13 protein-coding genes are annotated in these 13,926 nt (G+C 41.4%); 12 read left to right on the top strand and 1 reads right to left on the bottom strand.

Translation table 11 applies throughout. The features are described 5' to 3' along the window. The first annotated feature begins 41 nt into the window (after window positions 1–41). The 8 genes from FC093_RS13135 (at window position 42) to cysS (ending at window position 9,995) form a co-directional block, all read left to right on the top strand. Window positions 42–1,907: a T9SS type B sorting domain-containing protein gene (locus tag FC093_RS13135; RefSeq protein WP_170971081.1), complete on the top strand. Its 1,866-nt coding sequence runs from the start codon at window positions 42–44 to the stop codon at window positions 1,905–1,907. A gap of 115 nt (window positions 1,908–2,022) precedes the next feature. After that, window positions 2,023–2,511 (top strand): YkgJ family cysteine cluster protein, encoded by a 489-nt coding sequence (locus FC093_RS13130; RefSeq protein ID WP_137262251.1) that lies wholly within the window; start codon window positions 2,023–2,025, stop codon window positions 2,509–2,511. A 210-nt stretch (window positions 2,512–2,721) separates the two neighbouring features. After that, entirely contained in the window at window positions 2,722–4,143 is a 1,422-nt protein-coding gene (gene rlmD / locus FC093_RS13125; protein WP_137262250.1) for a 23S rRNA (uracil(1939)-C(5))-methyltransferase RlmD, read from the top strand. 101 nt (window positions 4,144–4,244) lie between these two features. Next, the gene (locus tag FC093_RS13120; RefSeq protein WP_137262249.1) at window positions 4,245–4,949 is read left to right on the top strand and encodes a rhomboid family intramembrane serine protease; all 705 of its coding nucleotides are present in this window, start codon (window positions 4,245–4,247) and stop codon (window positions 4,947–4,949) included. Between the two features lie 54 nt (window positions 4,950–5,003). Then, window positions 5,004–5,930, top strand: a complete 927-nt coding sequence (locus FC093_RS13115; RefSeq protein ID WP_137262248.1) for a rhomboid family intramembrane serine protease — start codon at window positions 5,004–5,006, stop codon at window positions 5,928–5,930. Between the two features lie 12 nt (window positions 5,931–5,942). Next, window positions 5,943–7,064 carry an endonuclease/exonuclease/phosphatase family protein gene (locus tag FC093_RS13110; protein WP_137262247.1) on the top strand — a complete coding sequence of 374 codons (1,122 nt, stop codon included), beginning with the start codon at window positions 5,943–5,945 and terminating at the stop codon, window positions 7,062–7,064. 31 nt (window positions 7,065–7,095) lie between these two features. After that, entirely contained in the window at window positions 7,096–8,304 is a 1,209-nt protein-coding gene (locus FC093_RS13105) for an endonuclease/exonuclease/phosphatase family protein (RefSeq protein WP_137262246.1), read from the top strand. A 146-nt stretch (window positions 8,305–8,450) separates the two neighbouring features. Continuing rightward, on the top strand, window positions 8,451–9,995 hold the full coding sequence (cysS, locus tag FC093_RS13100; protein WP_137262245.1) for a cysteine--tRNA ligase: 1,545 nt from the start codon (window positions 8,451–8,453) through the stop codon (window positions 9,993–9,995). A gap of 69 nt (window positions 9,996–10,064) precedes the next feature. On the opposite strand, the gene FC093_RS13095 is transcribed toward cysS, so the two are convergent. Next, window positions 10,065–10,451 carry a MerC domain-containing protein gene (locus FC093_RS13095; protein ID WP_137262244.1) on the bottom strand — a complete coding sequence of 129 codons (387 nt, stop codon included), beginning with the start codon at window positions 10,449–10,451 and terminating at the stop codon, window positions 10,065–10,067. Between the two features lie 111 nt (window positions 10,452–10,562). Between FC093_RS13095 and FC093_RS13090 the strand changes: the two genes are divergently transcribed. The 4 genes from FC093_RS13090 to FC093_RS13075 all read left to right on the top strand — a co-directional run bounded on the left by FC093_RS13090 (window position 10,563) and on the right by FC093_RS13075 (window position 13,920). Next, window positions 10,563–11,222 carry an SCO family protein gene (locus tag FC093_RS13090; protein WP_137262243.1) on the top strand — a complete coding sequence of 220 codons (660 nt, stop codon included), beginning with the start codon at window positions 10,563–10,565 and terminating at the stop codon, window positions 11,220–11,222. Between the two features lie 11 nt (window positions 11,223–11,233). Further along, on the top strand, window positions 11,234–11,650 hold the full coding sequence (locus FC093_RS13085) for a Fur family transcriptional regulator (protein ID WP_137262242.1): 417 nt from the start codon (window positions 11,234–11,236) through the stop codon (window positions 11,648–11,650). Between the two features lie 315 nt (window positions 11,651–11,965). Then, complete coding sequence (locus tag FC093_RS13080; protein ID WP_137262241.1) at window positions 11,966–12,532, top strand: RNA polymerase sigma factor; 567 nt, start codon at window positions 11,966–11,968, stop codon at window positions 12,530–12,532. Between the two features lie 14 nt (window positions 12,533–12,546). Beyond that, window positions 12,547–13,920 carry a porin family protein gene (locus FC093_RS13075; protein ID WP_170971080.1) on the top strand — a complete coding sequence of 458 codons (1,374 nt, stop codon included), beginning with the start codon at window positions 12,547–12,549 and terminating at the stop codon, window positions 13,918–13,920. The last annotated feature ends 6 nt before the right edge of the window (window positions 13,921–13,926 follow it).

Raw genomic sequence — 13,926 nt, 5'->3', positions numbered from 1 at the left:
TACGAATTTTTACTATTTTCAGTAAAGCATTACTCCGGTTTATGAACTGGCATATATCATTTTCTTCCCGCAAAAGCTGCACGGCTGTTGCATTATTTCTTTGCTTTTTGCTATGCCGCCACCCGGTTGTTGCGCAATGCAATGGCACAATAACCACTTATCCATACGAGGAAGATTTTGAAAATCTCAGTGCCGGCTGGACAACTGATGGCAGGAGTGCAGATTGGGCTTGGGGCACACCACAAAAGCACATTATTAAAAGTGCAGCCAGTGGTATTAAGTGCTGGATTACCGGCGGACTTACCAAAGATGCATACAACAATAATGAACGCTCTTACCTGCAAAGTCCCTGCTTTGATTTGACTGCTCTAAATTATCCTTATATCCGCTTCAAAGTCTTTTGCGATACCGAACGGGACTGGGATGGTGCCAACCTGCAATACTCGCCCGATAATGCAAGAACATGGATAAAGATTGGCTATTTTGGTCAGCCCAAAGATTGCATTAACAGTGGCTGGTACAATTGCAAAGACATTTACTTTGTAAGTGAGCAGGATGGCTGGAGCGGCGGAGATACTACCGGCGGAAAATGGACAACAGCACAAATAAAATTACCGTTTACCGGCGGCACCAACAAGACGGTTATGTTCCGGTTTTATTTTGGTGCGGGCGACAAAAACAACAACTACGACGGCTTTGGTATAGATGATTTTTTTATGGGTGAAACACCTGATGGGGCTAATATATCTTTCAATTATAGTTGTGTAAGTGAATCAACGATTAGCTTTACAGCCGATGCATCTCCTTGTCTTACCAATTTACAATGGGATTTTGGTGATGTAGTTTCCGGCAGCGCCAATCAGTGGAACGGCGAAATGGCAACACATACTTTTTCCGCACCCGGCAACTACCTCGTAAATCTTACTGCCACCGACAACAATGGAATTGTTTTAACCCAAACCAATAGCATACACATTATTGCTGCATCTGTAAAAATCGTAACACCCATTACATGTGCAGGCGATACTGCCCATGTGCAGGCCGTTGTACAAGGTGATGCCAGTACTTACCAATATAACTGGAATACATCGCCCTACATTACAACGCCTGATGCTGCTTTACCTGCCGGCAATTTTATGCTGGAAGTAAGTGGTGAAAACACCTGCCCGGTTCAGGTGCCCGTTACCATTGCTGAGCCAACGCCACTGCTTACCGGAACGGCTGTTGTGCAGCCTGATTGTAATAAAAACAATGGCAGTATCCTGGTAAATGTGTCCGGTGGTACAGCGCCATACAGGTATAACTGGCAGCCGGGGATAAGCAATACTGCTGAGGCTGATAACCTCCCGGAAGGCGGCTATACTATAACCGTTACAGATAAAAATTTATGCTCAGCAACGGTTAATGCTACATTGCAGCCTGCCGCTATGGCACGGCTCAACTTAGGCAACGATACCACCACCTGCTATGGCGAACTACTTACTTTAAGTGCCGGAGATTTCAACACCTATATATGGGATGATTTAAGTAATAAGTCACAGCGAAAAATTGATAAAGCCGGGGTATATTATGTAACAGTAACAACCGCCGACGGCTGTATTGTTGCTGATACCATAAAGATAACCAATGATTGTGGGGATGTTTATTTTCCATCTGCATTTACACCCAATGGCGATGGGCTAAATGATGTTTTTGGACCTGCTGGAAATATTACTTTACTCAAGAAATATACATTACGCATTTACAACCGTTTGGGTGCACTTATCTTCACCAGTAAAGCGCCAGCACAAAAATGGAGCGGTATGTATAAAAATGCTACAACAACAGGCACTTATATTTACGTAGCATCTTATGAGTACAACGGTGTACAAAAAATAAGTAAAGGCATGTTGGTGCTTTTACGGTAGAAAATAATTACACTAAAGAAAAGGAATTTTTATCAAAATATTATCCTGAATACATTTTCGGTTTAGCATTTACACAACGAAGTTTTTACACAAAACGGAATAGCTTTGCAGCGCAATGGCAGATTTTTTAAACAGTAACTGGCAAAAGCGCTCGGCAGACCATCAAAAGCAATACAAGCAATGGCTGCAACGTGCTGATAAAAATAAAGTGTTGAAGCAATTGCCCGATGCACACGAAGCAGCTTTTGAAAATGTCAACTGTCTAAATTGTGCTGCCTGCTGCAAAAACTATTCGCCGCGTTTTAAAACACCCGACATCAAGCGCATCAGCAAGCATTTAAAGCTGAAAGAAAGTGTTTTTATAGATACGTATTTGAAGCTGGATGAAGAAGGCGATTATGTAGTAAAAAGCACGCCTTGTTCTTTTCTTGGCGCCGACAATTATTGCACTATTTATGATGTACGTCCTTCCGACTGCGAGCGTTTTCCTTACACCGATGAGGATGTGTTATTGAAACGTCCGAATATTACATTAAAAAATTCCACATTCTGTCCTATTGTAGTTTTTGTGTTGGAGAAACTAAGCAAAGCCCCCAACCCCTAAAGAGGAGCTTGGATATAGCCTGGTTTGTCGGAATGTGATTTCTAATTTAAAATTATTCCAAAAAGATTTTTATTACACCACGGGTGCAGCAATGTACCTTACCATACAAATTTATTTTGTAAAGATGATTTTAAAAATCAATCTACAAATATCTACGCAGCATCCAAACTCCCCTTTAGGGGCTGGGGGCTGCACCTTACATTTGCACCCGTGAGACATAAGCAAAAACCTGTTATTTTATCAAACGTTTTAGTAGAAAATTATGCTGCAGAAGGCAAGTGCATCAGCCGTGTGGAAGGCAAAGCTGTGTTTATAGAGAATGTAGTGCCCGGCGATGTAGTGGATGTGCAGTTGTATAAAAACAAAAAGGACTGGGCTGAGGGTTTTCCGCTGCATTTTAAAAAATATTCAACCGAAAGAGTACAGCCTTTTTGCAGGCATTTTGGTGTATGCGGTGGCTGCCAGTGGCAGCATTTGCCTTATGAAAAACAGTTGCAATACAAGCAGCAACAAGTGGTAGATAATCTTACCCGCATTGGTAAAATACAACTGCCCCAAATACAGTCTATTGCCGGTTGCCAGCACACCATTCGCTATCGCAACAAGCTGGAATATACCTTTTCTAACAAGCGCTATATTCCCGATGAGGAATTTAAACAACTGAGCCGCGAAGAAGCCGCCAGTGCGCATTACAAAGATGTAGCGGGCTACCATGCAAAAGGTGTGTTTGATAAAGTAGTGGAAATTGATATTTGCCACTTGCAGGAGGAGCCAACCAATGCGTTGCGTAAAACCATTGCACAATATGCAAAAGATAACCAGTTGCCTTTTTACGACATCAAAGGGCATCACGGCTGGCTGCGCACAATGCAGGTACGCACAACAACAACCGGCGAACTCATGGTAAATGTGGTGGTTGGCTACGAAGACAACCAACATCAGCAGGCATTGCAAACACTATTGCTACAACAATTTCCTCAAATCACTACTTTATTATTTACCATTAATACCAAAAAAAATGATAGTTTGTACGACCTGGAGCCGCAAGTGGTGCATGGCAAGGGTTTTATAACAGAAAAGTTAGAAGACTATTATTTCAAGATTAGTCCGAAATCTTTTTTTCAAACCAATAGTTTGCAGGGCGAAGTACTGTACGCTATTACACGCCAGTTTGCAGAATTGGATGGCACGCAAACGGTGTATGACTTATATTGCGGCACTGGCAGTATTGGTATTTTTGTAAGTGCTTTGGCAAAAAAAATTATTGGGGTAGAAATGGTAGAAGAAGCCATAGCAGATGCACGCGAAAATGCAGCACTCAACAATATCAACCATGCGCAGTTTTTTACCGGCGATGTAGTAACGATATGCAACGATGACTTTTTTGCGGAGCATGGCCGTCCTGATGTGATTATTACCGATCCGCCGCGCGCCGGTATGCACGAAAAACTGGTAAATAAACTGCTCGATATTGCGGCACCGCTTGTTGTGTATGTAAGCTGCAACCCGGCTACCCAGGCGCGCGACCTGGCACTGCTGGATGCAAAATATGCAGTAACGCGCGTGCAGCCGGTGGATATGTTTCCGCATACATTACACATTGAGAATGTGGTGCAATTGAAGTTGCGGTAAAACAATGTGCATAATTTTTGCAAAAATACTTGCCGGTGCAACTATGTATTCGGCGCGCTTGTCTCGTATATTTAGATACAAAGAAAAATACCAGCACACACATGACTGAATTTAGACCCGGACGTTTTCAGATTTTACCTACGGTTATTAAAAATTTATTGATCATTAATGGGCTGGTATTTCTGGCACAGAATGTATTTGGCGACAGACTTGGCTTTTCGCTCAACGATGTGTTTGCCCTGCATACCTTTCAAAGTCCCTTATTTAAACCCTGGCAGTTTATCACGCACATGTTTATGCACGGCAGCCTTGCGCACATTTTCGGCAATATGCTTGCATTGTGGATGTTTGGTGCCGTACTGGAAAATTTGTGGGGACCAAAACGTTTTTTGATTTTTTACATAGTGTGTGGTTTGGGCGCTGCCTTGTGCCACATGATTGTGTTGTATGTTGAAACCCATAACTTGCTACAGCAGTATAATGCATTGGGTTATGCTGAACAACAGGCGTACAGAGACAGGGTCTTTGCAATTATTGACGAGCCTACTTTAGGTGCATCAGGTGCAGTGTTTGGCTGCCTTGCGGCATTTGGATATTTATTTCCGAATACATATATCTATTTGTACTTTTTGTTTCCAATAAAAGCCAAATGGTTCGTCATTATGTATGCGGCTTTTGAATTGCTAACCGCTATTCAAAACAGTGCGGGCGATAATGTAGCACACGTGGCGCATCTTGGCGGTGCATTGGTTGGATTTATTTTAGTATATTTCTGGAATAAAAATAACCGCCGGAATTTTTATTAAAACTTAACAGGATTTCCGACATTTAATAAGCAATTTTGAAAACTTTATATATTTATGGGTGTGATGCAACAGAACAGACGGAATTCTATTTTGCTGGGCGCCGACAATAATGCATTGGTGTGGCTCATCGTCATTAATGCGGTTGTTTTTGTGCTGATTAGTTTTATAAAAATCATTTATGTTTTAGCCGATGCCGGTGGCTTGCCTCAGTTTTATACACAGGTGCTCGATTGGATTACGCTGCCCGCGCAGGCAGGCAAACTGTTTGCCCGTCCTTGGACCATTTTTACCTATATGATTACCCACGATAGTGTATGGGGGCTTATCAGCACCTTACTATGGCTGTGGGGATTTGGCTATATACTGCAAGACCTTACCGGCAACAAAAAAATTATTCCGTTGTACATCTACGGCGGACTGGCAGGCGCCTTGTTTTTTGTACTTACTTTTTATGCTTTCCCCGCTTTACGTGCAAATATTGGCGCGGTACACCCTATGATTGGCGGCGGCACTGCTGTAATGACTATTGCCGTAGCTACCACTACTTTTGCACCCAACTACCGGCTGCTGCCCATGCTCAACGGCGGCATACCACTGTGGGTGCTTACGCTTATTTTTGTTGCATTTGATTATGCTACTGTTGCAAGTGGCAATGCAGGCACAGCGGTAGCACACTTAGCTGGTGCAGGCGTGGGTTATTTGTATGTAAAACAATTGCAAAAAGGCAGAGACCCGGGTGCATGGATGATAAGCCTCGCCAACTGGGTAAACGACCTGTGCAATCCAGATAAAAAATACAATAAACCATCCATCAAACAGCAGATATTTTATAAAACAACCAAAAAACCGTTTGAAAAAATGTCCCGTTTTTCACAGCAGCGGCTGGATGAAATACTGGATAAAATAAACGAAGATGGTTACTCCTCCCTGAGCAATGACGAGAAAGAATTTTTGAAAAAAGCCAGCAAAGAAGATTTTTGATAAACCTTTATAATGAAGCATTTTTTAAAGGTTTGCTGGATACTGTTTTGTTCTGTTTTTTCAGTAATCTTCCTTATTGCAGCCTGCAGCAGATTTATACCGCCTGCCGTTTTTAGCTATATCATATTTTTTGCTATTGCCTTTCCTTACCTGTTTGCAGCCATGATAATTTTGGCTGTTATCAGCCTGTTCATCCATAAAAAATTGGGTTATGTTTTACTGACATTGCTCGTAATTGGATTATATAATTTATCCCAAACAATAGCTGTATCTCCGGGCAGCCATTGGAATGCTGCTAAAGAAAGGAATACTTTGCGTGTCCTTACCTGGAATGTGGCTGATTTTATAAATGCCCATCCCCTGTCTTCTCATAAAGGCGAGACCAGAAAAGAAATGCTGGAAATGATTACAGGCTACAACCCCAATGTATTGTGCCTGCAGGAATACAATACATTGGTGGGCAATCCAAAACTTGCCAGTGTAAGAAAAGAACTGGATTCGCTCGGGTATAAGTACATTCTTCAATCCAACGACCGGATCACCAAAACTCCATGGGCAACGCTGTACCAGGGTGTTGCGATTTGCAGCAAAACACCATTTGTAGATTCAGGGCAAATACATTTTACATACGACGGCCGCAACGAGAGTATGTTGTATGCCGATGTGATGCTGCAAGGCAAAAGAGTACGCGTAGCTACGGCACATTTATTCTCCTTTTTTCTTTTTCCAGAGTCGGATTATGGCTACGACGGTGGCGAGCGCCACATGATGAAGAAGTTATATTCTTATAAAGATAATGTTCAGCAAAGAATGCGCAATACCGAGGTAGAGCATCAGCGCGAGGCAACCATTATCCGCAACGTGCTGGATACCAGTTCTTACCCGGTAATTTATTGTGGCGATATGAATACAGTACCTACTTCTTATCCTTATCGCATTTTGAAAGGCGACCGGCAGGATGCTTTTCTTAAAAATGGCAATGGAATTGGTAATACTTTTTATAAAATAGCACCAACACTGCGCATAGATGTATGCTTTGCCGATACTGCTTTTGAGGTGCTGCAATGCAAGGTGGCAGAGCGAAAATTATCAGACCATTATGCCGTAGTAACAGATGTTTGCTGGAAGCAGTAAATAAACACTTTGATTGTCTTACATTTACGGTATGGCAGGCAGCTTAGTAAGAAAACTGGTTAGAAAAGTATGCAGCTTTATCACTATTCTTTGCTGCATTACTTATTTAATTTCGTGCCTGTTGCCGTATCTCAACCCGGCTACATGGTGGTTTATCGGCTTTTTAGGCTTAACCTTTCCCTATCAGGCTACGCTGCTCATCTTTGCTGTTATTTTCTGGCTCATTGCCAAGCCCCGCCTGGCACTCATTCCGCTTATTACATTGCTGATTGGTTACAAGCAGATAAGTGTATTATTTGCCATGCACCCAATGCAGGATTTTGTGGAAGCAAAAAGTGATTCAGCCATCCGTATTGTGGACTGGAATGTGGGCAATATGTACGGACTGAGCAATAGCAGCGACATACGCAAGCACAACCGTACCGAAATAGCCGGCGCTATTTTAAAACTGGATCCTGATATTATTTGTTTACAGGAATTTAACCATTCTACCAGGCAAGGCGAAGAGGCTAACAACATCGGGTTGTTTTCGGATAAATACCCGCATTATTATTTTGCGAAAGATGTAAATAAAAATGATGGCTATTACCAGTATGGTTCTATTATTTTTTCGAAATATCCCATCATTAATTCAGCCAGAATTCCCTACCCGCATGGCAGTGTGGAAAGCCTCATTTATGCTGATGTTTTGTTAAATGGCGATACGGTTCGCCTCTTTACCTCGCACCTGCAATCTTTTAAATTTACCAGCAGTGATTATGAAGACATGGACCGCATTAAAGAGCAAAACAAAGAAGCACTGGAAGCTTCTAAAAACATCATCACCAAAATGAAATATGCCTTTCAGCGGCGTGGCGAGCAGGCTGATGTAGTGCGCGAAGCACTTAGCCAATGTAAGTACTCTTCTATTATGTGCGGCGATTTTAATGATGTGCCCAATTCTTACACCTATTTTCGTATCCGCGGCTTGCGGCGGGATGCTTTTTTAGCCAAGGGTTTTGGCATTGGCAAAAGTTTTAATGCGCTGGCTCCTACCCTGCGTATAGATTATATTTTACCCGATACTACTTTCAATATTCACCAGTTTGATATGGTGGACGAAGATTTAAGCGACCATTCGATGCTGGTAACAGATATAAGTTTGAAGAAAAAGACTGGTAGAAGAAACAAGATTCAAGATATAAGCTACAAGGTTCAAGATACAAGCAGTAAACAGCAAGCTTCGGGTAGCAAGAAGTAAGCGTTGGGTCCTGAATATTGGAGTCTTAAAATATATACCTCTAGTCTCGTTTTTTGTTTTGTTCTCAGGTCTTTTCCTTATCCTTTAAATCTTGTGCCTTTCATAATTAAATTTCCCTTTACCTAATCTCCTTTTATCTTCGCGCTATGCTTAAAGTATATAATTCTTTAACCCGCCGCAAAGAAGTATTTGAGTCCTTAATTCCCGGATATGCAGGCATGTATGTGTGCGGACCAACTGTAAGCGGTGAAAGCCATTTAGGCCATGCGCGACCTTATATTACGTTCGATGTAGTGTACCGCTATCTCATGCACTTAGGATACAAAGTACGTTATGTGCGCAACATCACCGATGCCGGCCACTTTGAGGAAGAAGGTCGCGAAGCCGAAGATAAAATAAGCAAAAAAGCCGTTATAGAAAAGCTGGAGCCCATGGAACTGGTACAAAAATATACCAACTTGTTTCATTGGGCATTTGAGCGGTTTAATACGTTGCGCCCGAGCATAGAGCCGACTGCAACCGGGCATATTGTAGAGCAGATAGAAATGATTAAAAAGATTATTGAAGACGGTTTTGCGTATGTAGTAAACGGCTCGGTTTATTTTGATGTAAAAAAGTATAATGAAGTATTTGCACAAAAAGGGCTACCGTATGGTATTTTAAGTGGTCGTGTATTGGAAGAAATGCTGGAAACCACGCGCGAGCTGGACAACCAGGAAGAAAAAAGAAATAAAACTGACTTCGCTTTGTGGAAAAATGCGCCGCCGGAACACATCATGCGGTGGCCAAGTCCCTGGGGTGAAGGCTTTCCCGGCTGGCATATTGAGTGCTCGGCAATGAGCCAAAAGTATTTGGGCGACCAGTTTGATATTCATGGCGGTGGTATGGACTTGCAGTTTCCGCACCACGAAGCCGAGATAGCACAGAGTGCAGTATGCAATGGCAGAATACTGGCCAAGTATTGGATGCACAACAACATGATTACCATCAATGGTAAAAAGATGGGTAAGAGCTATAATAACGTCATTAAGTTAAGCGAGCTGTTTACCGGCAATCATCCAATGCTCGACCAGGCTTATCATCCCATGACTATTAAGTTTTTTATTTTGCAAACGCATTATCGCTCTACGCTCGATTTTAGTAATGATGCATTAAAAGCAGCCGACAAAGGCTTGAAACGTTTGTGGGAAGCGTATGAAAACTTAAATAAGTTGACAAACGACAGCGGACAGATGACAGATAAAAACAATGAAAAGTCAACTGTTAACCAGCAACCGTCAACTGAAGAAAATTTGGATGTTAAAATTGTAAAGCTCGTAAACGAGTTTGAAGAATTTATTAATGATGATTTTAACACGGCTAAAGTATTAGCCAATATGTTTGAGCTGGTGCCCATTATTAATGGCATTAAAGACAAGCACATAGCTGCAGATACCATTAGCACTTCCACATTGCAGTTGCTACAGCAGCAAATGAAAATATATGTTGAAGATATACTGGGACTGCAAAGCATTCAGCAACACAACAATACACAACTCAACGGCATCATCGAACTGATGATTAACCTGCGCAAAGAAGCACGGCAAAAGAAAGACTATACCCTGAGTGATAGAATAAGAAATGAATTGGGTGCTTTAGGTATCCAGTTGAAAGATGAAAAAGACGGCAATATCAGCTATACAATTGGATGAACGTATGTAGAAAGGAAAATAACAAATATCCGCATACCTATTTATCCTGTTAATCTCATAAATACAGGCTCAGACGTTTTCCACATGGCAATGCGCCGCTTTTTTGCAACTGCGGTAATTAAAATAATGTGCCGTTACAATAAAGAATACTGCTGGTGGCAACAACCATAGCTGCTGCTCGTGCCACACTTGCTTGGCGCATAAAAACAGGATGCCGAAAGTAAAAATAAATAAAGGCGTAAGCTGGCGATGGTGTTTTTTATAACCATGATACAATGAATAAACACCAACAGCGGCAGCAATCATTATCATTACAATTTCGAAGCCGGCATTATCTATAATTTCCACGCCAAAAACAGGCAGGCTGGTAAGTACCAGCGGCAGCACCGCGCAATGGATAGCACAGGCTATCGAAGCAGAAATACCAAGTACATCCCAGTTTAACTTCAAACGCATACTGCAAATGTAAAGCAGGCAGTGCAGTATTTTGCAACAGAGTTGCAAATATTTTTCTAATAGAATGTTAGCATTGCAAAACTGCTACACAAGTGGTGTAACTTTGAGGTTATGAAGCGCAAAAAACTATTGACCTACAGCTTATTTTTTGCAGGTCTGATTGCATTGTTTCTCTTTTTTGTTTTTTGGGGCACCGATAACTGGAAAACAAGCCTGCCAACGCTATCGGCTGTACAACCATTTTCTTTTACTGCCGAGAATGGAAAAACGTTTACAGATAAGGACATGCAGGGAAAAGTGTGTGTAGTGAATTATTTTTTTACCACCTGCAAAGGCATCTGTCCACGCATGAACGGCAATATGAAGAAAGTATATGAGGCGTTTAAAGATCAACCCGATTTTATGATTGTATCGCACACCAGCGACCCCGAAACAGACTCTGCCGCTACGCTACTGAAATATGCAGAAAAGATGAAGGTAGATACTCATAAATGGGTTTTTCTTACGGGACGCAAAGACAGCCTTTACCAACAGGCACGCAACAGCTATTTGCTGGATGATCCTAAAAACAGTGTAAAAAATATTGACGACCAGTTTTTGCATACGCAGTTTTTTGCACTCGTTGACAAAAATGGTAATGTGCGCGGGCAGATTTACGACGGGCTGAAAACGTCGGACTTAAAGCAGTTGGAAAGCGATATTAACACGCTGTTGAACGAGCCGGAAACCAACACCCATTTTGTAAATGGTATGTTTACCAATAATCCTTAATGTGTTGCTTTATGAAAGAGGGAATAACTAATATTTTAAAGAAAAGCGGGCTAAGCCTTACCGATAGCCGCAGGCGCATATTGCAATTATTTCTGGAAAGCAACAATGCCCTGGCACATGCCGATATAGAAAAACTGAGCAGCGACCAGTTTGACCGCGTAACCGTTTATCGCACGTTGCAGACTTTTGTAGAAAAAGGTATTATTCACACCATTCCATCGGCAGATAATGCAGTGCGTTATGCATTGTGCCAAGATGAATGCAGTGCTGGTCATCACCATGATGAGCATGTCCATTTTGTATGCGATGTATGTGGCGCTACCTTTTGCCTGCAACATACCGCTATTCCACAGGTGCAATTGCCTAACGGTTTTAAGCTGCGCCAGGTAGATGTGTTAGCCAGTGGCAAATGCAATCAATGTGCTTAAGTATTTCAATCATCTTATTGTAAAGAATAGTATAAAAACACCTCGCGGTGTTTTTTCTTTTTAATGATACGAAGGGTATAATAAGAATTGAGCTTTTAAACGAGTCCGTTTTTCACCGCAGAGCAATAGGCGTCTGATCGCAGAAGTACGTAGCGGCTTCTATCAGCTTATCAGCAAAAAATCAGAAAAATCATGATCCAAAATAATCAGGAAACCTCATTATTGTAAACTCATTTTTGTAATTTTATTTTTATTGTTAAGGCAACCATTATTACAGTCATTCGTACTTACCTACAAAAGCCGTCCCCATTGAGTTTGAAAGACCTCAGCAAAGTAATACAAGCATGTATAAAGCATGAATCAAAGTGTCAGAAGATACTTTACGAAGCGTATTACGGTTATGCATTAAAGATTGTTTTCAGGTACATCTATCGTTACGAGAAAGCTGTGGATGTGGTAAATGATGGTTTTGTAAAGCTCTTTATACACTTTGACAGGTTTAGTGCAGAAGACGATGCATTTCTGGAACCGAAGCTAATGGGATGGATACGGAAAATAATGATTAATTGTGCGATAGATGCGCTGCGTAAAAATGAAATGCTTCCAGAAGCAGGATTGATTCCGGGGGCGGTGTGGGAAGACACTGATAAAAGTGATAATGCAGACCAGTTGCTGTTATATAAAGAAATTATTGTTCAAATAAAAAAGTTACCTCCCGTGTACAGGGCTGTGTTTAATATGTATGTAATTGATGGTTTGAGCCACCAGGAAATAGCAAACGCGTTGGGTATATCGGTTGGCACGTCTAAGTCTAACCTGTGGAAAGCACGTCATTTATTACAAAAATACATCAACGGTCAGGAGGAGTTGGAAGCATGTTGAACTTAAACAATGATATGGACGATTTGATACGGCAGTCAGCGGATGACTATCCTTTGAAAACAGGCGGTAGTGACTGGGAGAAGGTAGCCACTGGTATGCAAGCTGCTATGCAACAGAAACCATCGAACCGAAAAAGGTATTGGTGGCTGCTCTTGCTTTTACTTCCATTATTAATAGCAGTTCCGGTTTATTATTATAATAAGGAATTTCAAAAACCAGTTACTTCTTCAAACACAACAGCAACTGATACAACAGTGCAGCAACAAGGTTCAAATACGATAATAAACAATGCCGATAAAGCACCAGAGCAGGCTATTGCAGGTACTGATGTACCCGCTTCGCAAGCAAAAGAAATGGGTAGTGCAGGGAAGAAAAAGGACTTGCTGCGCGGCAATCATTTTATAACAAGTACAACAACCGAAAGGAACAATAATGAGAACATTTTAGAAAGTAGAAATAATAAAACAATAGCAACCATTGATGAAAGTAACGATAACAACAATAGCCGTCAGTTTATACTGCCTGCCGATGTAATTGCAGGTAATAATAGTAATACAAATAATAGTAGTAATAATAACAATTACTCAGCAATTGAAAACAATAATAAAACAGCAAGCGATGCAATAATTGCAGGCAACGAAATAAAGAAGAACGCTACTGAAAAGAAAGATACAATTGCTGCAAATATTAATACTGATAAAGACGGCAAGGCAGTTGCTACACCACAAAAAGACAGCGTTGCAACTGCAAAAAGAATAAATCTGAAACATACAGCTCCGATAAAAGCAAAGGGTTTATATGCAGGTGCCGCCGCTGGGTTGGATGTTACAGCAGTTAAGTTTCGGGAGGTGGAAAAACCAGGCTATAGTGCAGCTTTGGTTGTAGGATACAGAATTAATAACCACTGGTCGGTAGAGTCGGGACTGATGTGGGATAATAAAAACTATTACAGCCCCGGCGAATATTTCGATAGGAAAAGAACCGATATCCCAACTACCACTTACATTCATTATGTATATGGCACTTGCCGCATGTACGAGGTGCCGCTGAATATTAAGTATGATTTCAACAGTAAAAAATTGAGTGGTTTTTATGTATCGGCCGGTTTATCTTCTTATATAATGAAAAAGGAAAATTACGAGTACCACGCTACCGGCAGCAGTGGCAATTATTATGTGGGTAAACGCGCGTATAAAAACTCAACAAACAATCTTTTTTCGGTAGCCAATATAAGCGGTGGTTATCAGTTTATTTTTAAAAACAACAATAGCCTGCGGGTAGAGCCTTACTTGAAGGTTCCGCTGAGAGGATTGGGCATTGGAAAGCTGCCATTCTCCAGCACCGGTATCTCCGCAGTTTATACGCTGCCGCTTCACAAATCTTTTTGATTGATT

The organism is Ilyomonas limi (assembly GCF_005233845.1).
Classification (GTDB): Bacteria; Bacteroidota; Bacteroidia; order Chitinophagales; family Chitinophagaceae; genus Ilyomonas; species Ilyomonas limi.
Note: the sequence above shows the minus strand (reverse complement) of the source record. Positions and strands in the feature narration are given on the sequence as shown.

Coding starts and splice junctions, on each gene's coding strand:
- FC093_RS13135 (WP_170971081.1), top strand. CDS start 42: ATGAACTGGCATATATCATTTTCTTCCCGCAAAAGCTGCACGGCTGTT.
- FC093_RS13130 (WP_137262251.1), top strand. CDS start 2,023: ATGGCAGATTTTTTAAACAGTAACTGGCAAAAGCGCTCGGCAGACCAT.
- FC093_RS13120 (WP_137262249.1), top strand. CDS start 4,245: ATGACTGAATTTAGACCCGGACGTTTTCAGATTTTACCTACGGTTATT.
- FC093_RS13115 (WP_137262248.1), top strand. CDS start 5,004: ATGGGTGTGATGCAACAGAACAGACGGAATTCTATTTTGCTGGGCGCC.
- FC093_RS13110 (WP_137262247.1), top strand. CDS start 5,943: ATGAAGCATTTTTTAAAGGTTTGCTGGATACTGTTTTGTTCTGTTTTT.
- FC093_RS13105 (WP_137262246.1), top strand. CDS start 7,096: ATGGCAGGCAGCTTAGTAAGAAAACTGGTTAGAAAAGTATGCAGCTTT.
- cysS (WP_137262245.1), top strand. CDS start 8,451: ATGCTTAAAGTATATAATTCTTTAACCCGCCGCAAAGAAGTATTTGAG.
- FC093_RS13095 (WP_137262244.1), bottom strand. CDS start 10,451: ATGCGTTTGAAGTTAAACTGGGATGTACTTGGTATTTCTGCTTCGATA.
- FC093_RS13090 (WP_137262243.1), top strand. CDS start 10,563: ATGAAGCGCAAAAAACTATTGACCTACAGCTTATTTTTTGCAGGTCTG.
- FC093_RS13085 (WP_137262242.1), top strand. CDS start 11,234: ATGAAAGAGGGAATAACTAATATTTTAAAGAAAAGCGGGCTAAGCCTT.
- FC093_RS13075 (WP_170971080.1), top strand. CDS start 12,547: ATGGACGATTTGATACGGCAGTCAGCGGATGACTATCCTTTGAAAACA.